Origin of the sequence: Sphingomonas radicis (assembly GCF_051400635.1) — a bacterium.
Lineage (GTDB): Bacteria > Pseudomonadota > Alphaproteobacteria > Sphingomonadales > Sphingomonadaceae > Sphingomonas.
The window spans coordinates 1,451,485-1,471,962 of the sequence record NZ_JBLFFG010000001.1 but is presented as its reverse complement, the minus strand read 5'-3'; the positions used below and the strand labels follow the sequence as shown (position 1 = coordinate 1,471,962).

General features: G+C 66.5%; 23 protein-coding genes. 15 read left to right on the top strand and 8 right to left on the bottom strand.

Translation table 11 applies throughout. The features are described 5' to 3' along the window. Positions 1–2: 2 nt before the first annotated feature. Positions 3–929: a hemolysin family protein gene (locus ACMGDH_RS06690; protein ID WP_436827121.1), complete on the top strand. Its 927-nt coding sequence runs from the start codon at positions 3–5 to the stop codon at positions 927–929. 5 nt (positions 930–934) lie between these two features. Continuing rightward, on the top strand, positions 935–2,308 hold the full coding sequence (locus ACMGDH_RS06685; protein ID WP_436827120.1) for a PQQ-dependent sugar dehydrogenase: 1,374 nt from the start codon (positions 935–937) through the stop codon (positions 2,306–2,308). Positions 2,309–2,314: 6 nt separating this feature from the next. Here the strand turns inward: ACMGDH_RS06685 and ACMGDH_RS06680 are convergent, their stop codons facing one another. Further along, positions 2,315–2,719, bottom strand: a complete 405-nt coding sequence (locus tag ACMGDH_RS06680; RefSeq protein WP_436827119.1) for a Dabb family protein — start codon at positions 2,717–2,719, stop codon at positions 2,315–2,317. A gap of 85 nt (positions 2,720–2,804) precedes the next feature. Next, entirely contained in the window at positions 2,805–3,107 is a 303-nt protein-coding gene (locus ACMGDH_RS06675) for a polyhydroxyalkanoic acid system family protein (protein WP_436827118.1), read from the bottom strand. Positions 3,108–3,166: 59 nt separating this feature from the next. On the opposite strand from ACMGDH_RS06675, the gene lnt reads away from it, so the two are divergent. From lnt to trmB, 5 genes are all read left to right on the top strand, one after another. Continuing rightward, a complete protein-coding gene (lnt, locus tag ACMGDH_RS06670) occupies positions 3,167–4,759 on the top strand; it encodes an apolipoprotein N-acyltransferase (RefSeq protein ID WP_436827117.1) in 1,593 nt (530 codons plus the stop codon). Between the two features lie 72 nt (positions 4,760–4,831). After that, positions 4,832–6,046, top strand: a complete 1,215-nt coding sequence (gene metK / locus ACMGDH_RS06665) for a methionine adenosyltransferase (protein WP_436827116.1) — start codon at positions 4,832–4,834, stop codon at positions 6,044–6,046. A 139-nt stretch (positions 6,047–6,185) separates the two neighbouring features. Next, positions 6,186–7,256, top strand: a complete 1,071-nt coding sequence (locus ACMGDH_RS06660; RefSeq protein WP_436827115.1) for a hypothetical protein — start codon at positions 6,186–6,188, stop codon at positions 7,254–7,256. Positions 7,257–7,394: 138 nt separating this feature from the next. Further along, positions 7,395–8,102 (top strand): EAL domain-containing protein, encoded by a 708-nt coding sequence (locus ACMGDH_RS06655; RefSeq protein WP_436827114.1) that lies wholly within the window; start codon positions 7,395–7,397, stop codon positions 8,100–8,102. Positions 8,103–8,140: 38 nt separating this feature from the next. Then, the gene (gene trmB, locus ACMGDH_RS06650; protein WP_436827113.1) at positions 8,141–8,833 is read left to right on the top strand and encodes a tRNA (guanine(46)-N(7))-methyltransferase TrmB; all 693 of its coding nucleotides are present in this window, start codon (positions 8,141–8,143) and stop codon (positions 8,831–8,833) included. Between the two features lie 3 nt (positions 8,834–8,836). On the opposite strand, the gene xth is transcribed toward trmB, so the two are convergent. Next, positions 8,837–9,607 carry an exodeoxyribonuclease III gene (gene xth, locus ACMGDH_RS06645; protein ID WP_436827112.1) on the bottom strand — a complete coding sequence of 257 codons (771 nt, stop codon included), beginning with the start codon at positions 9,605–9,607 and terminating at the stop codon, positions 8,837–8,839. Positions 9,608–9,716: 109 nt separating this feature from the next. Between xth and ACMGDH_RS06640 the strand changes: the two genes are divergently transcribed. Continuing rightward, positions 9,717–10,190 (top strand): DUF2721 domain-containing protein, encoded by a 474-nt coding sequence (locus ACMGDH_RS06640; protein ID WP_436827111.1) that lies wholly within the window; start codon positions 9,717–9,719, stop codon positions 10,188–10,190. A gap of 273 nt (positions 10,191–10,463) precedes the next feature. On the opposite strand, the gene ACMGDH_RS06635 is transcribed toward ACMGDH_RS06640, so the two are convergent. From ACMGDH_RS06635 to ACMGDH_RS06625, 3 genes are all read right to left on the bottom strand, one after another. Beyond that, positions 10,464–10,862, bottom strand: a complete 399-nt coding sequence (locus ACMGDH_RS06635; RefSeq protein WP_436827110.1) for a hypothetical protein — start codon at positions 10,860–10,862, stop codon at positions 10,464–10,466. Positions 10,863–10,927: 65 nt separating this feature from the next. Further along, a complete protein-coding gene (locus tag ACMGDH_RS06630) occupies positions 10,928–12,526 on the bottom strand; it encodes an amidase (protein WP_436827109.1) in 1,599 nt (532 codons plus the stop codon). A gap of 65 nt (positions 12,527–12,591) precedes the next feature. Then, positions 12,592–13,236, bottom strand: coding sequence for a dihydrofolate reductase family protein (locus ACMGDH_RS06625; protein WP_436827108.1), 645 nt, complete (start codon positions 13,234–13,236; stop codon positions 12,592–12,594). 557 nt (positions 13,237–13,793) lie between these two features. Here ACMGDH_RS06625 and ACMGDH_RS06620 point away from each other — a divergent pair. Then, positions 13,794–15,713, top strand: a complete 1,920-nt coding sequence (locus ACMGDH_RS06620) for a ribonucleoside-diphosphate reductase subunit alpha (protein ID WP_436827107.1) — start codon at positions 13,794–13,796, stop codon at positions 15,711–15,713. 36 nt (positions 15,714–15,749) lie between these two features. Continuing rightward, the gene (locus ACMGDH_RS06615; RefSeq protein WP_436827106.1) at positions 15,750–16,154 is read left to right on the top strand and encodes an SPFH domain-containing protein; all 405 of its coding nucleotides are present in this window, start codon (positions 15,750–15,752) and stop codon (positions 16,152–16,154) included. Positions 16,155–16,306: 152 nt separating this feature from the next. Here the strand turns inward: ACMGDH_RS06615 and ACMGDH_RS06610 are convergent, their stop codons facing one another. After that, on the bottom strand, positions 16,307–16,579 hold the full coding sequence (locus ACMGDH_RS06610; protein WP_436827105.1) for a DUF2171 domain-containing protein: 273 nt from the start codon (positions 16,577–16,579) through the stop codon (positions 16,307–16,309). Between the two features lie 95 nt (positions 16,580–16,674). Here ACMGDH_RS06610 and ACMGDH_RS06605 point away from each other — a divergent pair, with 95 nt between their 5' ends. The 4 genes from ACMGDH_RS06605 to ACMGDH_RS06590 are packed head-to-tail and all read left to right on the top strand — an operon-like array spanning position 16,675 to position 18,540. Next, positions 16,675–17,001 (top strand): hypothetical protein, encoded by a 327-nt coding sequence (locus ACMGDH_RS06605; protein ID WP_436827104.1) that lies wholly within the window; start codon positions 16,675–16,677, stop codon positions 16,999–17,001. Further along, positions 16,998–17,216 carry a hypothetical protein gene (locus tag ACMGDH_RS06600; RefSeq protein WP_436827103.1) on the top strand — a complete coding sequence of 73 codons (219 nt, stop codon included), beginning with the start codon at positions 16,998–17,000 and terminating at the stop codon, positions 17,214–17,216. The genes ACMGDH_RS06605 and ACMGDH_RS06600 overlap by 4 nt, the downstream gene beginning before the upstream one ends. Further along, positions 17,213–17,476, top strand: coding sequence for a hypothetical protein (locus ACMGDH_RS06595; RefSeq protein WP_436827102.1), 264 nt, complete (start codon positions 17,213–17,215; stop codon positions 17,474–17,476). Before ACMGDH_RS06600 ends, ACMGDH_RS06595 begins: the two co-directional genes overlap by 4 nt. Positions 17,477–17,481: 5 nt before the next feature. Beyond that, positions 17,482–18,540: a ribonucleotide-diphosphate reductase subunit beta gene (locus tag ACMGDH_RS06590; RefSeq protein WP_436827101.1), complete on the top strand. Its 1,059-nt coding sequence runs from the start codon at positions 17,482–17,484 to the stop codon at positions 18,538–18,540. A 93-nt stretch (positions 18,541–18,633) separates the two neighbouring features. Here ACMGDH_RS06590 and ACMGDH_RS06585 read toward each other — a convergent pair whose 3' ends face one another. Further along, positions 18,634–18,945 carry a GIY-YIG nuclease family protein gene (locus ACMGDH_RS06585; RefSeq protein ID WP_436827100.1) on the bottom strand — a complete coding sequence of 104 codons (312 nt, stop codon included), beginning with the start codon at positions 18,943–18,945 and terminating at the stop codon, positions 18,634–18,636. A 351-nt stretch (positions 18,946–19,296) separates the two neighbouring features. On the opposite strand from ACMGDH_RS06585, the gene ACMGDH_RS06580 reads away from it, so the two are divergent. Beyond that, the gene (locus ACMGDH_RS06580) at positions 19,297–20,352 is read left to right on the top strand and encodes a DMP19 family protein (RefSeq protein ID WP_436827099.1); all 1,056 of its coding nucleotides are present in this window, start codon (positions 19,297–19,299) and stop codon (positions 20,350–20,352) included. The last annotated feature ends 126 nt before the right edge of the window (positions 20,353–20,478 follow it).

Sequence of the window (20,478 nt, the reverse complement as noted above, 5' to 3'; positions counted from 1 at the left end):
ACATGCCCGAGGGCCCCAGTAGTACCGGACAAAGTACCGGCACCCACGAGACCCAGAACGAGACCGGCGGCATATGGCGGAGCATCCGCACGTTGCTGTTCGGTGAGGAAACCGAAGAGACGCTGCGCGATCGCATCGAGGAGGCGATCGACGAGCACGAGGACGGGGACGGCCGCGCCCCCGCCGGAGACCTGGCGCCGATCGAGCGCCAGATGCTCAAGAACCTGCTCCACTTCGGCGAGCGCGACGCGGGCGATGTTGGCGTTCCACGCGCCGACATCATCGCGGTTCCCGAGGACATCGGCTTCGCCGACCTGGTCCAGGCCTTTGCCGAGGCGGGGCACAGCCGGCTGCCGGTCTATCGCGAGGAGCTCGATACAGTCATCGGCATGGTCCATGTGAAGGACGTGTTCGCGATCCTGGCCAAGGATGCTCCGCACCCGGAGAGCATCGCGGGGCTGATCCGCCAGCCGCTCTACGTCCCCCAGTCGATGGGCGCGCTCGACCTGCTCGCGCAGATGCGCGTCCGCCGCACGCACCTCGCGGTCGTGCTCGACGAATATTCGGGTACCGAAGGGCTGATCACTATCGAGGATCTGATCGAGGAGATCGTCGGCGAGATCGAGGACGAGCATGACGAGGCGCCGGTCGCGATGCTCGTGCCGATCGAAGGCGGCGGCTGGGAGGCCGACGCGCGCGCCGAGCTCGAGGATGTCGCCCGGACCGTCGATGCGCGGCTCGGCGAGATCGACGAGGATGTCGATACGCTGGGGGGCCTCGCCTTCGTGCTCGCCGGTCATGTTCCCGCTCCCGGCGAATGCCTGGAGCATGAGAGCGGCTGGAAGCTCGAAGTGGTCGAGGGTGATTCGCGCAAGGTCACGCGCCTGCGGCTTCATCCGCCCAGGCAGCTCACTACGGTCGAGGAATAGATACGATGCTCAAGCGCATCCTGATCGTGCTGGCGCTTCTCGTCGCGCTCGGCGTGGGGCTTTGGCTGTGGCTGGCGCAGCCCGACAAGGCGCGGCTCAGCGAACAGGCGGTAACGGGACGCGTGCCCCAGCTCAGCAAGGCGCGATCGGAGGAGATCCCGACCGTCCAGATCGCCGATCCGGTCGGCTGGGCCAACGGCGCCAAGCCCACGCCGGCCGCCGGCCTCCAGGTCGCCGCGTTCGCGGGCGGACTCGATCATCCCCGCTGGCTCTATCGCCTGCCCAATGGCGATATCCTCGTCGCCGAGACCAACTCGCCCCCGCGCGACGGCGGCGGGATCAAGGGCTGGATCATGCGCACGCTGATGGGCCAAGCGGGCGCCGGCGTCCCGTCCGCCAACCGCATCACGCTGCTGCGCGATACCAACGGCGACGGCGCCGCCGACCAGCGCTCGGCTTTCCTCACCGGACTCAACTCGCCGTTCGGCATGGCGCTGGTCGGCAACTGGCTCTACGTCGCCAACACCGACGCGCTGGTACGCTTCCCCTATCAGCCGGGCCAGACGCAAATCACCGCTAAGCCCGAGAAGATCTACGATCTCGCGGGCGGCGCGAACCATTGGGCGCGCAACGTCGTCGCCGCGCCCGATGGGCAGAGCCTGTTCGTCAGCGTGGGCTCCGCTTCCAACATTGCCGAGAACGGGCTCGAGGCCGAGGGCGGGCTATATGCCGGCGGTCCGATGACCCAGGGCGCGCGCGGCGGCCGCGCGATGATCCTGCAGGTGTTCCCGGACCGCAAGACCGCGCGCGTCTATGCCTGGGGGCTGCGCAATCCCAACGGCATGGCGTTCGAGCCGCGCAGCGGCGCGCTGTGGACGGTGGTCAACGAGCGCGACATGCTCGGATCGGACATGCCGCCCGACTATCTGACTCAGGTCGATCTCGGCGCCTTCTACGGCTGGCCGTGGAATTACTGGGGCGGCTATGTCGACAAGCGCGTCAGCCCCGGCCGGCCGGACCTGCGCGAATATACCCGCCGCCCCGATTTCGCGCTCGGCGCCCATACCGCGCCGCTGGGTCTCACCTTCGCCGCGGACGCCAAGCTCGGCGACAAATGGTCCAACGGCGCTTTCGTGGGCCTGCACGGCTCGTGGAACCGCCAACCGCCCTCGGGCTACAAGGTCGTCTACGTTCCCTTCGCCGACAACGGCTTCCCGGTTCGCAACGCCAAGCCGGTAGACCTGCTCACCGGCTTCCTCGGCCCAGACGGAAAGACTGCGCGTGGCCGCCCGGTGGGGGTGATCACCGATGCCGCCGGCGCGCTGCTGGTCGCCGACGACGTCGGCAATGTGATCTGGCGGGTGAGCGCGGCAAAATAGGCCGCGTCAGATCGTCACCATGTCGTAGACGATCACCTTGCTCCACAGATGGCTGCACTTGGCGACGAAATCCTGGTGGATCGGATGGTCCTGATAGACCTTCTGGTCAGCGACGCTGTCGAAAAGCATCAGCTCGGACACGTCGAAGCTCGAATCGACCACATCGCGCTTTTCGGTCGATGCAGGCACGCCGATCTGCAGGTTGCGGATGACTTCGATCTTCTTCAACCCCCGCAGGCCGGCGACCAGCTGGTCGCGGTCCTCGGCCGAACCTGGTCGTTTCAGCCAGAAGAAGACGTGATGGACGATCTTGGCGCCGTCCGGTGCGGACGTCGCCGAAGCCCCGCCCGAAACCACGGCCGCGCCACCGAGCGCGACGGTCTTCACGGCATCCCTACGATTGAGCGGCATCCTGTCATCCCATCATCCAAAGCCGACTGGAGGCCCATCTTTCCCGTCCTGAACCTCCAGGGTCAAGCTGTCCCGTCCTTCGCCGCTACTTCAGCAGCTTCGTACCCTTTTCCGCCAGCTTGTCGCGGATCTTGGCGGCGAACAGAGCGAGCATCGGCGGCAGATGGACCTCGGCGCGGACGCGGTCGTCGAATATGTCGAGCCGGCTCGCCACTGTCTGTCCCATGGCCGTCACGCTGAAGTGGAGCGTGTCGCCTTCCCAACGCTGCTCGAGGTGCCCGCCACCCGGGAACATGTCCACGAGCTTGTGGACGCCCCCGGCGATCCGCGCCCTCGCAGCATCGCGCCCCAGCTTGTGCGGAATTTCGACGGTTACCGGCTCGGTCATCACGCTGCCCTAGCAAATCCTCTCCCCCGCGGGGAGAGGATCGGTTAAGCCCCGCAACGATGCTCCGCTTCCCGCTGCTCACCGCCTTCATCGCCGGCCTGCTCTCCGCCACCGGTTTCGCCCCGCTGGACTGGTGGCCGGTCACGCTCGTCTGCGTCGCGATCCTGCTGTGGCTGACGCATGCCGCGCCTGGACTCCGCACCGCACTGCTGCGCGGGTGGGTGTTCGGAGTGGGGCACTTCACCGTCGGCAACAACTGGATCCAGCACGCCTTCGACTATCAGGACAAGATGCCGCCGGTGCTCGGCTATTTCGCGGTGGTGCTGCTAGCGCTCTACCTCGCGGTCTACCCAGCGGCGGCGATGGGGCTGGCCTGGCGTTTCGCGCACAACGGCAAGCGCCGCCGCGCGGCCGATCTCGGCTATGTGCTCGCAGCCGGGGCGGCGTGGATCGTCACCGAATATCTGCGCGCGGTGCTGTTCACTGGCTATTCGTGGAACCCGCTCGGGGCAATCTGGCTGCCGACCCCGATCGCGCAGCTCGGGAGCTGGATCGGCACCTACGCACTTTCGGGGCTGGTGGTGGTGGTCGCCGGCACGTTCTTTCTTGCCACACGCCGCAGCTATCGTCCGCTGCTCGCAAGTGCTGCCATAGTGGCGCTCGCCCTGATCAAGGTCGCAACCGCGCCTGCCGACGCCACTCCGCCAGACGCGCGCCAAGTGGTCGTCGTGCAGCCGAACATCGGCCAGGAGAATGTCGGCGCGCCCGACTATGCCGATCGCACGCTGGCCAAGCTGATCGCACTCAGCGGCGCGCCCGGCCCCACACCGCGGCTGCTCGTCTGGCCCGAAGGCATGGTCAACCAGCTGCTCGAGGACGGCTATCCAGGGCGCTATTATTATCACGGCGACCCGCGCGTCACGCGGGCCCGTATCGCCGCGGTGCTCGGCCCCGGCGATCACGCACTGGTGAGCGGCAACGCGCTGCTGTTCGCCCCCGAGGCACCGGGCGATGCCGCGGCAAAGGCCGATCCGGACGCCCCGCTGCTCGATTGGAAGCTGGTCGGCGCAGGCAATTCGGTGTGGACCCTCGACAGTGCCGGGATGCTCGGCAAGCGCTACGACAAGGCGCACCTCGTCCCCTATGGTGAATATCTGCCGATGCGCGAGATCCTCGCGCCGCTCGGGCTCGCCCGCCTGGTGATGGGCGAAGTCGATTTCGTCCCCGGCCCCGGCCCCCGCACGCTCGACGTGCCCGGCTTCGGCAAGGCGGGCGTGCAGGTCTGCTACGAGATCATCTTCTCGGGGCAAACGGTGGATCGCGCCAATCGCCCGGACTTCATCTTCAATCCTTCGAACGATGCGTGGTTCGGAAGCTGGGGGCCGCCGCAGCACCTCGCCCAGGCGCGGATGCGGGCGATCGAGGAAGGGCTGCCGATGCTTCGCGCCACCCCCACCGGGATCTCGGCGGTGGTCGACGCGCGCGGCCGCATCCTTGGTTCGGTGCCGCACGGCCAGGAGGGGGCGCTTACCCTTCCTCTCCCGCGCCCGCTGCCGCCGACGCTGTTCGCCCAACTAGGCAACTGGCTCGCGTTCGTCACCGCCGGGCTGCTGCTCGTCTTGGCGATTGCCAACCGGCGGTTTGCCCGCTAGGGGATCATATAAGGAAAGCTTTATATGGGCATGGCAACGGCCCGGGCTTCCTTCCCCTGAATGAGGATTTCCATGCGTTCCAGCTATCTCTTCACGTCCGAATCGGTTTCGGAAGGTCACCCCGACAAGGTCTCCGACCAGATCTCCGACGCTATCGTCGACCTGTTCCTTTCGAAGGACCCCGAGGCTCGCATCGCGTGCGAGACGCTCACCACCACCCAGCTCGTAGTCCTGGCCGGCGAGATCCGCGGCAAGGGTATCATGGACGAGGCCGGCAACTGGGCGCCGGGCGTGAAGGAAGAGGTCGAGAAGACCGTTCGCGCGACCGTCAAGCGCATCGGCTATGAGCAGGACGGCTTCCACTGGGAGACGCTGCGCTTCGAGAACAACCTCCACCCGCAGTCGGCACACATCGCGCAGGGCGTGGACGCTTCGGGCAACAAGGACGAAGGCGCGGGCGACCAGGGCATCATGTTCGGCTATGCGGCCGACGACACGCCCGACCTGATGCCTGCGACGCTCTACTACAGCCACAAGATCCTCGAGCGCATGGCCGCCGATCGCCATTCGGGCGCGGCGCCGTTCCTCGAGCCCGACGCCAAGAGCCAGGTCACGCTCCGCTACGAGGGCAGCAAGCCCGTCGCAGCCACCGCGATCGTCGTCTCGACCCAGCACGGCAAGGGCTATGACACCGGCGACAAGGAAGCCGAGCTCCACGCCTATGTGAAGAAGGTTGTCGCGGACATCATCCCGGCCGAGCTGCTTTCGGACGAGACCGTCTATCACATCAACCCGACCGGCAGCTTCGAGATCGGCGGCCCGGACGGCGACGCCGGTCTGACGGGCCGCAAGATCATCGTCGACACCTATGGCGGCGCTTCGCCCCATGGCGGCGGCGCCTTCTCGGGCAAGGACCCCACCAAGGTCGATCGCTCGGCGGCGTACATCACCCGCTATCTGGCGAAGAACATCGTCGCCGCCGGGCTCGCCCAGCGCTGCACGATCCAGCTCGCCTATGCGATCGGCGTGTCCAAGCCGCTGTCGCTCTACGTCGACACGCACGGCACCGGCACCGCGGGCGACGACAAGATCGAAGAGGCAATCATGCGCATCGAGAAGCTGGGCGGCCTCACTCCGCGCGGCATCCGCACGCACCTGGGCCTCAACAAGCCGATCTACGAGCGCACCGCGGCCTATGGCCACTTCGGCCGCAAGGCCGAGGGCGATTTCTTCCCCTGGGAGCGCACCGATCTGGTCGACGACCTCAAGGCGGCGCTGGCAGCCTGAGGGAGCCAAATTCGCGAACGGAGGGCGGGGCCGCGAGGCTCCGCCCTTTTTCGTTCCAAGCTGGAGCACCTGCCCCACTTGCCGGTGCCTGCACAGCCTGCCAACCTCGCAAAAGGGGAATTCAAACGGGAGGGGCATCATGCGTCTGGGACTGAGCGCAGCGGCCGCGCTGCTCGCAATCATGCCGGGAGCGGCGGAAGCGCAGACACAGCGCCGCCCAATCGAGCTTCCCGCCAGCGAGTCCTATACGCACAAGCCGACGGGTCTCGCGATTCCCCTCACGCTCGACGATCTTCCCCGCGTGGGCGGCACCGCTCTCGAAGCCGATCAGCTCGACGAGTACGTCAATTTCGAGAGCGGTAACGAGGCCGTCACAGTGTACGTCTTCCGCAACGTCGCGGGATCGGTGCCGGTCTGGTTCGATCGTTCGACTTGGGCAGTCGAGCATCGACCCGATGTTTACGGCGCAGTGACGCCGCTTGATCGCTCGCCTGCCTTCATACCTCCCGGGCAAGCCAACCCGAGCGCCCTCACGCGCATCTGGCTGACCGGAAAGGAACCCTTCCGCAGCACTGGCCTGGCCTTCGTTCCGCTCGGCGACGACTGGTACGTCAAGATCCGCTACAGCTCGGCGACCCACAGCGCAGAGGCGCTTGCGCCGCGGATCGCCGGCGTCGTCGCTGCGCTCGGCTGGCCGACGGAGATCGCGGAACAGCCGGATGCGGCGCTGATCGCCGACTGCGCCGAACCGCTCGCTTTCACCGGCACCGCGAAGCCGCTCAAGCCGGACGGCGCCGAGACGCTGATGTCGTCGTTCCTCACCGCGGCTATCAACGATCCCTCGATCAAGAAGAAGGAATCCGCCGCGCCGCCCGCGATCTGGTGCCGCGATCCGGCGATTGCCGCCGACGGCACGCGCGGCATTTATCGTGCCGACAGCGCCGCTGACGCCTATCTGATCGCGCTCGGCGATGCCGGACGCGCAATAAGCGTGGGGCGCAACGAGCTCGGCGAACTGGTGGCGAAAAAGAAGAAGCCACGCTTCAGCGTCAGTTTGCTCTCGATGGGCAACAGCTATTTCTTCACCCCGCATGACCGGCTCCCCGATCCGGCCCAGGCGCTCAAGATCGTCCAGAGCGGGAGAGTGACCTCCTCGGTCAGCACCTGGGGCAAGAGCAACATCACGCTGGACAGCGGCACGTTCAAATAGCTGGAAGTGTGGCAAGTCCGCCGAAGAGAACGGCGCCGCCTCGGTAGAATCCCAATGCGGAGAAACCCGGTGCGGCACTGCCCGTAATTCCCGCGAGCCTGCGGCGGATCCTAAGGGTCGCGCCGTGAGGGGAATTCGATGCGCCGTCATGCTTTCCGGACCGATGCCGTGAGCGCCGCGGAACTGGCGAGACCGGAGTTCCAGCCGATCCTCGAAGTCGAGTCCGGTCGGACCGTCGCGTGGGAGGCGAACGCACGCCGGCAGGAAGCCCTCGACCGGCAGCGGATCGAGCGCGCCGTCGCGATCGCAGTACGTGCGGATCTGCTCGAAACCGGCGCGATGCTCGCGATGCCGCTTCGTACGACGGAAGCGCCCGACGAGATTGCCGCACACCTGGCTTGCACCGCCGTCGCATATGGCCTTTCGCCGCGCCGCCTGCTCGTCCAGGTCCGCGCCGACGAACATTGCGAGGCGGACAGGGTCGCGGCGCTGGCGCGGGCGTGTCGCGGCCGGGGCATGAAGGTCGCGCTTCATAGCTTTTCGGCCGGGCCGCGGGGGATGCGGCTGCTCGCCGAGACGCGGCCGCATTTCCTGGCGCTGGACCCGGCGCTCACCCGGGACCTCGCAGCCAGCCCTTCGCGCCGCCGGATGGTGGAAGCCGTGCTTCGCCTAGCCCGCGATCTGGGCGCCACCGTCATCGCAACCGACATCACCAAGGGCGCCGACCTGATGTCGCTCCATCGGTTGGGCGCTCCGCTTTTCCAGAGCGAGGCGTTTCGCGGCATTGCCCCGCAATCGCCCGGCGCGGGGCTTTCCAGCCGGTGGCCCGCCGTCCACGCAGCCTGAGGGTTGCGCCTGCAGCCTGCGGCGCTAGGACGCGCGCTGTGAACGACCCCACCACCATCCGCCGCCTCTACGGCCGTGCCAAGGGGCACAAGCTGCGCCAGGGCCAGGCCGCGCTCGTCGAGGAGATGCTGCCCCAGGTCAGCGTCCCCGAAACCGGCCCACTCGACGCCACCACGCTGTTCGGCGACGCCAAAGACTCCGGGCGCCCGCTCGAACTCGAGATAGGCTTCGGTGCCGGCGAGCACCTTGCCGGCCAGGCGGCGATGCGCCCCCACCACGGCTTCATCGGCTGCGAGCCCTTCCTCAACGGCGTGGTCGGCGCGCTCAACCATATCCGCGACGAGGGCCTGGCCAACGTCCGCCTGCACATGGGCGACGCGCTCGAAGTGGTCGAGCGGCTGCCCGATGCCAGCCTCGACCGAGTCTACCTCCTCCACCCCGATCCCTGGCCCAAGGCCCGCCACGCCAAGCGGCGGATGATGAACCACGGCCCGCTCGACCTGATCGCCGCCAAGCTCAAGCCGGGCTGCGAGTTCCGCCTGGGCACCGACGACCCGACCTATTGCCGCTGGTCGATGATGGTGATGAACCAGCGCCGCGACTTCGAATGGCAGGCACGCACGCCCGTCGACTTCCTCACCCGCCCCGCCGACTGGCCCGAGACGCGCTACGAACGCAAGGCGCGGCGGCAGGGACACGAGGTCTGGTACTTCCGCTATTTGCGGGTGTGACGCTCAGCCCAGCTCCACCCACACCGGCGCGTGATCGCTGGTCTTCTCCCAGCCGCGCACGAAGGCGTCGACCTGCGCATCCTTGAGCCGCTTCGCCGCCGCCGGATTGAGCAGCAGATGATCGATCCGGAGCCCGGCACCCCGCGCCCAGGCATTCCGGAAATAGTCCCAGAAGGTGTAGATCTTCTCGCCTGGATGGAGCGTGCGCAATGCATCGGTCCAGCCCTGATCGAGCAGGCGCGCATAGGCGGCGCGCGCCTCGGGCGCGAACAGGGCATCGTCCAGCCAGCGCTCGGGCTTGTAGACGTCGAGGTCGGTGGGCATGACATTATAGTCGCCCGCGACCACCACCGGCGCGTCCATCGCCACCAGCGCCGCGGCACGATCGATCAGCCGATCGAACCAGCGCAGCTTGTAGTCGAACTTGGGGCCGGGCCTGGGATTGCCGTTGGGTAAATAGAGCCCGCCGATCAGCATCCCGTTCACCGCCGCTTCGATATAGCGGCTGTGGCTGTCGTCGGGATCGCCGGGTAGCCCGCGGTGCGTCTCTACGGGCACGCAGCCCCGCGCGAGGATCGCGACGCCGTTCCAGCTCTTCTGCCCATGCCAGATCGCGCCATAGCCGGCCTCGCGGATCGCCGCTTCGGGGAATTTTTCCTGCGGCGCCTTGAGCTCCTGAAGGCACACGACGTCGGGGGCAGTCTCTTCGAGCCAGCGCAGCAGCACCGGGAGCCGGCCGTTGACTCCGTTGACGTTGTAGGTCGCGATCCGCATCCCGAGAGAGTGTCTGGAAGCCGCGCAGGTTCCCTTTCCGCGGCCTGGAACGCGGCGCTATCGGAGTTTGACGGCCGCCGCGCATCCCCCGCATAGTGCCCGGATGGAAATGGGGCCCTATCTTTCGACCGTCGCCGACACGATCCAGAGCGCGATCGCACCGGTGTTCCTCCTCGCCGGCATCGGCGCGATCCTGAACGTGATGGTGGGCCGCCTCGCCCGCATCGTTGACCGGGCGCGCAAGCTCGAACAGCTCCACCCCAAATCGACCGGCCCCGAGCATGACCGCCACGTCTGGGAGCTGCGCCTGATCGACCGGCGCATCGCCGTGATCAACACCGCGATCTTCCTCACCGTGTCGAGCGCGCTGGCGATCTGCATGGTCGTCGCGCTGATGTTCGTCTCGCGACTGCTGGCGCTGCACATCGGCGGGGTGGTCGCGGGGCTGTTCGTGCTGTCGATGGTGCTGCTGATGGCCGGGTTGATCTATTTCCTGATCGAGGTCCGCATGTCGCTGGGCGCGATCCACGTCCGCGAGGAACTGCTGGAGCTCGACCTACCGGGGAAGAACCCAAAAGCCTGAATCGCAAGCCAGCCGGAAGGCTGGAATCAAGTGCGGAACCAACCTTTTGGTTGGATCCGAAAAGCACGGATTTCTGCGGATTTCGCGTGTTTCGGCGGCGCGGAAGTTGACACTTGCTTGACACCGTTCGCCTATTTTCGAGTCGGTCAAGCAGACCGGCATCTGGCATTGTGTAACGGGATGCTGCTGCTTGCCCATGATCGAACAAAAGCAGAACAAATCCTATTTTACCAGCCCCTTTTTAGTGTCAGCTTGCGCCCCATTAGCGGACGTTCAGCCCGTCCGAGGCACCACTGAAAATGAGGGCGAACCGCCGCTCAGCACGTCCAAGCATCCCCAGCCGGTGACGAACTGATAGTGAGCGACCGGCGCATTGATCTCCTTCCATGTCTCTGACTGAAGACGAGCGAAGCGCGCGCCCTCAAGCCGATACGCAAAGTGTTCCGGGACCAGACCTTCGTTCGGCGTATCATCCTCCTCGGTGCTCAAAGGCATCTCGTCCAGCAGGCGGACAATGCAAGGGCGGTCGAAGGAAACTCGAAGTGCATGCGCCTCATCGTTGGGTAGGATGAAATCGGCGGTGATGCCGTTCACTTCCCAGTGAAAGGCAATGAGGTCGCTTGCACTCGCCTTCAGCGGAACGCCCGACGGAATAGGTTCGTACTTTGGCACGGAGGCCATACTTGCCGGTTATGCGAACGACCGCAATCCACCCACTAGCGGACTCGTTCTCTCCCCTAATTCCTTCTCGGCCCCAGGTCGGCCGGGATCGTCGGCAGGTACTTCGGCGCGACCCGTGCCTTCGCGGCCTGCTCATAGGCATAGCCGGCCTGGAGCAGCATGCCGTCCGACCAGGGCGCGCCGATGAACGAGAGGCCGGCGGGGAGCGCGTCGACCAAACCCATCGGCACCGTCAGATGCGGATAGCCCGAAACGGCCGGCAGCTCGCTGGCGGAGGGGCCGGCGAACTGGTCGCCGTGCGCGGGATCGCTGAGCCACGGGGTGCCGTAAGTGGGCGTCACCAGCAGCTCGGCGCCCGCGGCCTTCATCATCTCGTCGAGCCCCTGCTTCGCCAGCCGCAGCGACTTCTCCCGCGCCGCCTTGTATTCCGGATCGTCGAGGCCCTTGGTCCTGGCCGCGTCGAGGAAGATCTCCTGGCCGAAGAAAGGCATTTCGGCCGCCTTGTTCGCTTCGTTGAACGCGATCACCTGCTCCAGCGTGCGCGTCTTCACCACGGCCGGGGTGGTGGCGAGATAAGCGTCGAGATCGGCCTTGAGCTCGGCCTTGAGCACCAGGAACTCGGCGTCGCCGAGCCCTTCGAGCTTGGGCATCTTGACCTCGACCAAGGTCGCGCCCGCGGCGCGGAGCTTGTCGAGCGCGGCATCGAAGGCCGCGCCCAGATCGGCGCGCATCTCGGGCCGCCAATAGCCGATACGCTTACCTCGGAGCGCGTCCGCCCTCAGCCCATCGGCATGGTTACGGCGGTGCTTGTCGGCGCTCGCCGTCGCCAGATCGGCGGGATCGCTGCCGATCATCGCCGAGAAGAGCAAGGCCACGTCCTTTACGGTGCGCCCCATCGGCCCCGGCGTATCCTGGCTGTGGCTGATCGGCACGACATGGGTGCGGCTGACGAGGCCGAGCGTGGGCTTCAATCCCACCAGCCCGTTCATCGCGGCGGGGCAGACCACCGATCCGTCGGTCTCGGTGCCCACCGCCACCGCGGCGAGGCTTGCTGCGATCGCCGCGCCCGATCCGCTCGACGAGCCGCACGCCGAGCGATCGAGCGCATAGGGGTTCCTGACCAGCCCGCCGACCGCGCTCCACCCGCTCATCGAGCTGGTCGAGCGGATGTTCGCCCATTCCGAGAGGTTGGTCTTGCCGAGGATGATCGCGCCCTCCGCGCGCAGCAGCGCGACCAGCGGGGCGTCGCGCTTCGTATCATTGGCCGCGAGCGCGAGGCTACCCGCGGTGGTGGGCAGCTCCTTGGTCTCGATATTATCCTTGATCAGCACCGGTATGCCTTCGAGCAGGCCGGGCATCTTGCGCGTCAGCCGCCGCCGATCGGCCGCGCGGGCCTGCTCCAACGCATCGGGGCTGATCGCGATCACCGAGCGCAGCGTGGGGCCGGCGCGGTCGATCGCTTCGATCCGGGCGAGATAGGCCTCGACCAGCGCGACGCTGCTCGCGTTGCCGGAAGCGAGAAGCGCGCGGAGTTCGTCGATCGACTTCTCGTGTACGTCGAGCGATGGGCGTTCCGCGGAGATGGCGATCCCCTCCTGCGCCACTGCCGGCACCGCCGCACCCAAAGCCAGAACCGCCGCCAAGACCCGCTGCATCGCCGCCCCCCTCTGCCCCGAAAGCAGCGAGACTATGCGCGGCCCTGCGCCCGCACCAGCCCCGATCAGCGGCGCGCGATCATGACGTGCAGCGCGTGCTCGCCCTGGGCGCGCTCGGCCACGCGATAGCCGAGCGCGGGCAAGTCTATCCCTGCGAACAACGCCTCGCCGCGCCCGAGCAGCACCGGCGAGAGGGCGAGGTGCATCGCGTCGATTGCGCCCGATGCGAGATATTGCCGGATGGTCCCGGCGCCGCCGCCGATGCGGATGTCGCTGTCGCCCGCCGCCTCTCGCGCCCGAGCCAGCGCCTCGTCCGCACCGCCGGTGACGAAATGGAAGACGGTGCCGCCTGCCATCTCCAGCGGCGGCCGTGCGTGGTGAGTCAGCACGAACACCGGGCAGTGATAGGGCGGATTGTCTCCCCACCAGCCCTTCCATTCGTGATCGGGCCATTCGCCGCGCACCGGGCCGAACATGTTGCGGCCCATGATCCAGGCGCCGATCCCCTCCATCGAACGGGCGGTGAAATCATCGTCGATTCCCGTCAGACCCCCTTCCCTGCCGTATATCGCAGCGAAGCTCTTCGAGCGCGTCATCCAGGTGTGGAGATCCTCGCCGCCGTGCCCGAGCGGCTGTTCGAGGCTCTGATCGGCACCGGCACCATAGCCGTCGACCGAAATGCTGAATCCGCTCACTCGAACCTTGCCCATCGCATCCTCCTCCACACCGCTTGCACTTAGCAGGACGCCCCCGAGTACGCGAACGCGTCGATGCGGCGCGCCAGGCACTGCTCGACGAATCCGGCTGAACGATTGTCGCCAGGAATGTGACAGCCACTATCGCTTGCGGGCACCGTCCCGTTTTTGCTCACAGAAAAAATTAACGGTGGATTTTGGGCTTTTCGGGCTTGCCTTTCAGGAAGCCGAGGATTGACCATGCGTCGCTGCACCGCACCGCGATCGTGACGTCCACGAACCGAGTCATTTTGGCGACGAACCGTTCGGGCCCGCGGCAAATTACCCTCTTGTGCGCGGACTCGGTTTGGCACAATCTATTGTGGTTGAAGTGAGGGGCACTCGCTAGCACTGGTATCGCCAGCGCCGCATACCTATATGCGGCAAGGACATTCTCGTGCCTGCGATCCGCTGCGATGGACACTTTTTGTTCTCGCATCGGCGTGCCGGTGGTATCATGGGACCCCGGCCCCCGAGTCGACGCGCAGCCTCCCGCTGGAGGTGCGCAACAGGATCAGTGAGGGGTTTGCGTCATGGAATTCAGGGACACCGAAAACAGCGTGAACGAGACCGTCACCGAAGCCGCCACTGCCGCCCCCACCAAGGCGGCCAAGCCGCGCAAGCCCGCGCAGGAGAGGGATTCGCGCGCCGTCGCGCCGCAGCTCTACACGCTCGAGGTCGATCATTCGCGTGATGCGCTGCTCACCGATTTCGGCAAGGAGACGCTCAAGGACCGCTATCTGCTGCCGGGCGAGACTTATCAGGACCTGTTCGTCCGCGTCGCATCGGCCTATGCCGACGATGCCGCGCACGCGCAGCGCATCTACGACTATATCTCGAAGCTGTGGTTCATGCCCGCCACCCCCGTTCTCTCGAACGGCGGCACCGGCCGCGGCCTGCCGATTTCGTGCTTCCTCAATTCGGTGCCCGACAGCCTGAACGGCATCGTCGACACCTGGAACGAGAATGTCTGGCTCGCCTCGCGCGGGGGCGGCATCGGCACCTATTGGGGCAACGTCCGCGGCATCGGCGAGCCGGTGGGCCTCAACGGCAAGACCAGCGGCATCATCCCGTTCGTGCGCGTGATGGATTCGCTGACGCTCGCGATCTCGCAGGGCTCGCTGCGCCGCGGCTCGGCCGCCTGCTACCTCGACATCTCGCACCCCGAGATCGAGGAGTTCCTGGAGATCCGCAAGCCGAGCGGCGACTTCAACCGCAAGGCGCTCAACCTCCACCACGGCGTGCTGATCCCAGACGCGTTCATGGAAGCGGTGCGCGACGGCGCCGAATGGGAGCTCAAGAGCCCCAAGGACGGCTCGGTGCGCGCAAAGGTCGATGCGCGCGCGCTGTTCCAGAAGCTGGTCGAGACCCGCCTGGCGACCGGCGAGCCGTACATCGTGTTCGCCGATCACGTGAACTCGAACATGCCCAAGCATCACCGCGATCTGGGGCTCAAGGTCTCGACCTCGAATCTGTGCAGCGAGATCACGCTGCCGACGGGCAAGGATCACCTGGGCAACGAGCGCACCGCGGTGTGCTGCCTCTCGAGCCTCAACCTCGAAACCTGGGACCAGTGGAAGGACGAGAAGGGCTTCATCGAGGATGTGATGCGCTTCCTCGACAACGTCCTGCAGGATTACATCGACCGCGCCGAGCCGGGCATGGAGAAGGCCGCCTATTCGGCGATGCGCGAGCGTTCGGTGGGGCTGGGCGTGATGGGCTATCACAGCTTCCTCCAGGCGCGCGGCCTGCCCTTCGAAGGGGCGATGGCGAAATCGTGGAACCTGCGGATGTTCAAGCACATCAAGGCGCAGGTGGATGAAGCCTCGATGCAGCTCGCAGTCGAGCGCGGGCCCTGCCCCGACGCGGCCGAAATGGGCGTGATGGAGCGGTTCAGCTGCAAGATGGCGATCGCGCCCACCGCGTCGATCTCGATCATCTGCGGCGGCACCAGCGCGTGCATCGAGCCGATCCCGGCGAACATCTACACCCACAAGACGCTCAGCGGCTCGTTCGTGGTGCGCAACCCATACCTCGAGAAGCTGCTCATGGAGAAGAGCAAGAACTCGGACGCGGTGTGGAACTCGATCCTCGAGCAGGGCGGCTCGGTGCAGCACCTCGACTTCCTCACGCCCGAGGAGAAGGACTGCTTCAAGACCAGCTTCGAGATCGACCAGCGCTGGCTGCTCGAGCTCGCGGCGGACCGCACGCCCTATATCGACCAGTCGGCATCGCTGAACCTGTTCATCCCGGCCGACGTCGAGAAGTGGGACCTGCTGATGCTCCACTTCCGCGCCTGGGAGCTGGGAATCAAGTCGCTCTATTACCTCCGCTCCAAGTCGGTGCAGCGCGCCGGCTTCGCGGGCGGCGTGGAGGCCGACAACACGATCGAGAAGCCCAAGTTCGAGCTGGGCGAGACGACCGACTATGACGAATGCCTGGCGTGCCAGTGAGGTGGCGGGGTGAGGAACGACTGAGAGGATAGCGGCGTGGATCAGAAGACGGGCTGCACCTTGATGCTGATCGGCGTGGGCGCAGTCGCGCTGCTCGCGATAATGTTCGGCTATCCGCAATATCGCGTCTATTCTCAGCGGTTGGCGGGCGAGGCTGCGTTGGCGGAGGCGCAGTCGTCGCGTCAGGTCGCTATCCTCGAAGCCCGTGCCAAGAAGGAAAGCGCGATTGCGCTGGCGGAGGCCGAGGTCATCCGCGCGAGGGGCGCAGCGCAAGCCAACGCGATCCTCCAGAACAGCCTGGGCGGCCCCGAAGGCTATCTGCGTTATCTTCAGATTCAGGCGCTCGAAACCAGCCGGGCTTCTCTGATCTACGTGCCGACCGAAGCCGGACTGCCGGTGACTGAAGCGCGTCGGCTGCAGAACGAGACTCCGGCCGAATGATGACAGCGCCGTGCAGTCGGCGGCACTGTAGAAACGGGAAGCAGATGCGGAAATTGCGCGATCACGCACGGAAGGCCCGAAGCCGCACTATGCGGCCTCGGAACTTCGCGCGCAGGCCCCTCCCCTCTCCCAACGGGAGAGGAACAATGAGCTCAAATCGGCTCGCCGCTCTCTTCCTCCTCGAAGGTGATCGCGACGTCGGCGTTGGCGCTGAGGCGGACCTTGTCGCCTTCGACTTCGGCGATCAGGCCGGCGGGGATGTAATGATGGTGGCGCGCGCCCTGGTCGACGCCTTCGATCTCGGCGCCGCTGTCGGCCTTGACGAGCTTGATCCGGTCGCCGTCGACGCGATCGACGGTGCCGATATGGACGCCGTCGGCGCCGATCACTTCCATATGCTCGCGGATATTGCTGGTATTCGCCATCGGCTTTCTCCCATGGTTGCGCCGGCCCAACGCCTGCGCCGTGCAGAAGATGCAGTAGCGATCAAATCGCGCCGCACCCATTGGGGGTATCCCGCATGACTGCCCTGAGCAAATTCCTGCCCGCCGCCGCGCTGCTCCTGCTCGGGGCGTGCGCCCGCCAGGCAGCGAGCGGCGTCGCGCCCGAGGCGCCGGGCTTCCTGCTCGGGCTGTGGCACGGCTTCATCTTCCCCTTCGCCTGGCTGCTCAGCCTGGTGATGCCCGATGTCGCGATCTACGCAGTGCCCAACAACGGCGGCTGGTATGACTTCGGCTATTTCGTCGGCATCTATTTCTTCGGCGTCGGCGCCTGGCGCGGGCGCAAGGTCGTGTACCGCACGAGGGTGGTGCGCGAGCGCGGCGGCACGGTGATCGACCACCAGTGACGCGGCAGCTCGCCTTGATGGCCGGCGTGGCCGCACTCGCGGGAACCGCGGGGCTGACGGCGCTCGTCCGCCCGAGCCTGGCGCGGCGCGCGCTGCGGCTGCCCGATGCGGAGCCGACCGTCTATGGCTTACGCATCGGCGGCATGATGCTGCTCGCGCTCGGGCTGTTCCTAGGCGGCTTCGCGGCCGTCGCTACGCTGGCGGGGACGGCATGATCCAGATCATCGCCATGGTCAGCTTTGGCACTCTGTTCACGTGGCTAGGCGCACGCGCGTTGCTTTCCGGCTCTTGGCGGGAAAGTATCCCGGCGGCCGAGTATCTCATCAACCGTGCTGCCGGTATGATGCCTCCGCCCCGCAACAAATGGGACCGGCGTTTTGCACTGTTGCAGGCTTGGCTCAGCTTCCTGTTCGGCCTGATCGCGCTCGCGACTGGTCTCGTCGTCCTTCTCGGTATCTATATTCTCTCGGAGTAACCCCCATGCCGCTTCTCGAAGCCCGCAAGACCTACAAGCCCTTCGAATATCCCTGGGCGTTCGAATTCTGGAAGCGCCAGCAGCAGGTCCACTGGCTGCCCGAGGAAGTGCCGCTGGGCGAGGATTGCCGCGACTGGGCGCAGAAGCTGTCGGATCACGAGCGCAACCTGCTCACCCAGATCTTCCGCTTCTTCACCCAGGCCGATGTCGAGGTGCAGGACTGCTACCACGAGAAATACGGCCGCGTGTTCAAGCCGACCGAGATCAAGATGATGCTCGCCGCCTTCTCCAACATGGAGACGGTGCACATCGCGGCGTACAGCCACCTGCTCGACACGATCGGCATGCCCGAGAGCGAGTACGGCATGTTCCTCGAATATGCCGAGATGAAGGACAAGCACGACTATCTTCAGAAGTTCGGCGTCGACACCGACGAGGACATCGCCAAGACGCTGGCGATGTTCGGCGGCTTCACCGAGGGGCTACAGCTCTTCGCCAGCTTCGCGATGCTGATGAACTTCCCGCGCTTCAACAAGATGAAGGGCATGGGCCAGATCGTATCCTGGTCGGTGCGGGACGAGAGCCTGCACTGCGAGGGCATCATCCGCCTGTTCCACGCCTTCGCCAAGGAGCGCGACTGCCTGACCAAATCGGTCAAGGACGACATCATGGACATGTGCCAGACGACCGTGCGGCTGGAGGATGCGTTCATCGACCTGGCGTTCGAGCAGGGCCCGGTGACCGGCATGACGCCCAAGGAGATCAAGAAGTACATTCGCTACATCGCGGACTGGCGGCTGGGCCAGCTCGGCCTCAAGCCGATCTACATGATCGACGAGCACCCCCTCCCCTGGCTCGCCCCGCTGCTCAACGGCGTCGAGCACGCCAATTTCTTCGAACAGCGCGCGACCGAATATTCGAAGGGCGCGACGCGCGGGAACTGGAACGAAGTGTGGGACAGCTTCGACAAGCGCCAGAAGGCGAAGATCGGCCCGGTGGCGAACGAGGACAGCGGCGAAGGCGGAGGGGACATGTTCTCCAAGGCAGGGATCGCGGCGGAGTGAGGGATGGCGCGCGTGGGATTAGCGCAAGCTAATCCCCGCTCTTCGGCGGCGCGCCAGACCGGCGGCGCCAGCAGTGCCGTCCGCGCCGGGGCGTCATACCGCCAGCGGCTCCAGTCCCAGCCCCACCGCAAGGTCGTTCCACGCCGGGTTCTGCCGCTCGATCAAGTTGCGCTTCCAGTCGCGCCGATAGCGTTTGAGTTGCTTCTCGCGCGCGATCGCGGCGTCCATCGTGTCGGCGACCTCGAAGTACACCAGCCGCTTGATCCCGTACTTCTTGGTGTGGCCGTCGAAGGTTTCGTCGCGGTGCTGAATCACCCGGCCGATCAGGTTCGAAGTCACGCCGACGTAGGTCGCGCCATTGTAGCGGTTCGCGAGGATGTAGACGCAAGGGATGCGCTCGATCATCGGATGCGTGGTGTGCCGGGCGAGGCGCTTTAGGACAAGACAGGATCGCTCCGGAACGGAGCCGACCGCCTCCTCATATCCGTGTCCGTCACCCCGGCCTTGTGCCGGGGCCCACTGTAAAGCGCCTACCGCAGAACTCGACTTCGCCTGGCCGGCTGCAGCTGGCCGGACATAGCGCATCTTTGCTTTCATTGCCTGTGACGCAGTGGACCCCGGCACAAGGCCGGGGTGACGATGAAGGAAGGGACAGGGGGACAGGGACGCCCCCCAATCTTCACCTTCCGGAAACTTCCTCGCCGCATGCTCCACGACGCGGCGTCCGGGAGCGCCGTGCAATGAGGGGGAGCCCCTATGTTCGCAGCGAGCCTTCTCGTCGTCGCCCTTGCGGCCGGCGTGCTGCTCTGGATCTTCGCGCGCCGGTCGCCGCGCTTGAGCGGGTTTGCGCGCTCGGCACCGGCTGCCGAGGCGCTGCCGGGCCGCACGCGCCGCGCGGGCGACGGGCTGGTCTATCATCCGCCCGCCGATCCCGCGCCGGCACCCATCCTCGCGCCCGTGGTGCCGCTCGGCCTCTCGCCGGGCGTCGATGCGGAGCCTGAGGAGGCGGAGCTGGCGGAGGCCGATGAATCCGCCTTCGCATCGGTCACCTGGGATGCCGATGCCGAGGAGGAAGAGGAATTTGAGGAAGCGTTCGAGGCCGCGCCCGAACCTGCTCCGCAGTCCCATACCGCGCCGCCGCCGCTGGGGCTCGCTCCCGGCTACGCCGTTCCCGAGGACGAGGCCGAGGATGCGGACGACTTCGTTCCCGCCACACGCTCCGAACCAGAGCCGGCGCCGGAACCGGTGCTCACCCCCGCGCCACGCGTGCGCACCTCACCCGCGTTGGGGCTCACGCCCTATGACGCTTCGGCCGATGCGGACGAGGACGGCGGCGAGGACGACTATGTCCCTCCCGTCTGGCAGCCCGAGCCCGAGGAAGCCGGCCCGCTCGTGCCGCCGCTCACCGCCAGCGTCCCCGCCGCGCCCGTGCCGCTCCCCGATCCCGTGGCGGCTGCGCCCGAGCTCGCGGATTTCGACTGGCCGCGCACCGCTGCGCTCCGGCTGCAGGAACTAGGCGCGCTGCTCCCAAGCGGCGGGTTCGCTGCCTATTTCGCCGAGGTGACTTCGCCGCACGCCTGGGACGAGATGATCGAGGCGCTGCGCGCGATCGTTGCTCCCGAAGCCGCCGAGATCGCCACCGCGGCGGGCGAGGCGCAATGGCCGTTCCACGAGCAGGGCACGCTCGCCCCGCGCGCGGAGTTCGCCGAAGCCGATGCGCACTGGGCCGCGCTAGACCCCGATCTGCCGGCGATGCTCGATGCCTGGCTCGATGCCCAGTCGGGCCGGAGCACCGCCTTCGGCCGGGGCTGAGCCTGCCCGCCGTTTGCCCACGGTCCAGGAACCGTGGCCATTTCGCCACACTCCGGAAAGTTCCGGGAAAAATCTTGGTTGCAGTGCAACAAAAGACTCGCCCGTGCTTTTGAGCTCCTGCCGGCG

Excerpts from the sequence above, each read along its gene's own strand:
- ACMGDH_RS06690 (WP_436827121.1), top strand. The coding sequence starts at position 3 with ATGCCCGAGGGCCCCAGTAGTACCGGACAAAGTACCGGCACCCACGAG.
- ACMGDH_RS06685 (WP_436827120.1), top strand. The coding sequence starts at position 935 with ATGCTCAAGCGCATCCTGATCGTGCTGGCGCTTCTCGTCGCGCTCGGC.
- ACMGDH_RS06680 (WP_436827119.1), bottom strand. The coding sequence starts at position 2,719 with ATGCCGCTCAATCGTAGGGATGCCGTGAAGACCGTCGCGCTCGGTGGC.
- ACMGDH_RS06675 (WP_436827118.1), bottom strand. The coding sequence starts at position 3,107 with ATGACCGAGCCGGTAACCGTCGAAATTCCGCACAAGCTGGGGCGCGAT.
- lnt (WP_436827117.1), top strand. The coding sequence starts at position 3,167 with ATGCTCCGCTTCCCGCTGCTCACCGCCTTCATCGCCGGCCTGCTCTCC.
- metK (WP_436827116.1), top strand. The coding sequence starts at position 4,832 with ATGCGTTCCAGCTATCTCTTCACGTCCGAATCGGTTTCGGAAGGTCAC.
- ACMGDH_RS06660 (WP_436827115.1), top strand. The coding sequence starts at position 6,186 with ATGCGTCTGGGACTGAGCGCAGCGGCCGCGCTGCTCGCAATCATGCCG.
- ACMGDH_RS06655 (WP_436827114.1), top strand. The coding sequence starts at position 7,395 with ATGCGCCGTCATGCTTTCCGGACCGATGCCGTGAGCGCCGCGGAACTG.
- xth (WP_436827112.1), bottom strand. The coding sequence starts at position 9,607 with ATGCGGATCGCGACCTACAACGTCAACGGAGTCAACGGCCGGCTCCCG.
- ACMGDH_RS06640 (WP_436827111.1), top strand. The coding sequence starts at position 9,717 with ATGGGGCCCTATCTTTCGACCGTCGCCGACACGATCCAGAGCGCGATC.
- ACMGDH_RS06630 (WP_436827109.1), bottom strand. The coding sequence starts at position 12,526 with ATGCAGCGGGTCTTGGCGGCGGTTCTGGCTTTGGGTGCGGCGGTGCCG.
- ACMGDH_RS06625 (WP_436827108.1), bottom strand. The coding sequence starts at position 13,236 with ATGGGCAAGGTTCGAGTGAGCGGATTCAGCATTTCGGTCGACGGCTAT.
- ACMGDH_RS06620 (WP_436827107.1), top strand. The coding sequence starts at position 13,794 with ATGGAATTCAGGGACACCGAAAACAGCGTGAACGAGACCGTCACCGAA.
- ACMGDH_RS06610 (WP_436827105.1), bottom strand. The coding sequence starts at position 16,579 with ATGGCGAATACCAGCAATATCCGCGAGCATATGGAAGTGATCGGCGCC.
- ACMGDH_RS06605 (WP_436827104.1), top strand. The coding sequence starts at position 16,675 with ATGACTGCCCTGAGCAAATTCCTGCCCGCCGCCGCGCTGCTCCTGCTC.
- ACMGDH_RS06595 (WP_436827102.1), top strand. The coding sequence starts at position 17,213 with ATGATCCAGATCATCGCCATGGTCAGCTTTGGCACTCTGTTCACGTGG.
- ACMGDH_RS06590 (WP_436827101.1), top strand. The coding sequence starts at position 17,482 with ATGCCGCTTCTCGAAGCCCGCAAGACCTACAAGCCCTTCGAATATCCC.
- ACMGDH_RS06585 (WP_436827100.1), bottom strand. The coding sequence starts at position 18,945 with ATGATCGAGCGCATCCCTTGCGTCTACATCCTCGCGAACCGCTACAAT.
- ACMGDH_RS06580 (WP_436827099.1), top strand. The coding sequence starts at position 19,297 with ATGTTCGCAGCGAGCCTTCTCGTCGTCGCCCTTGCGGCCGGCGTGCTG.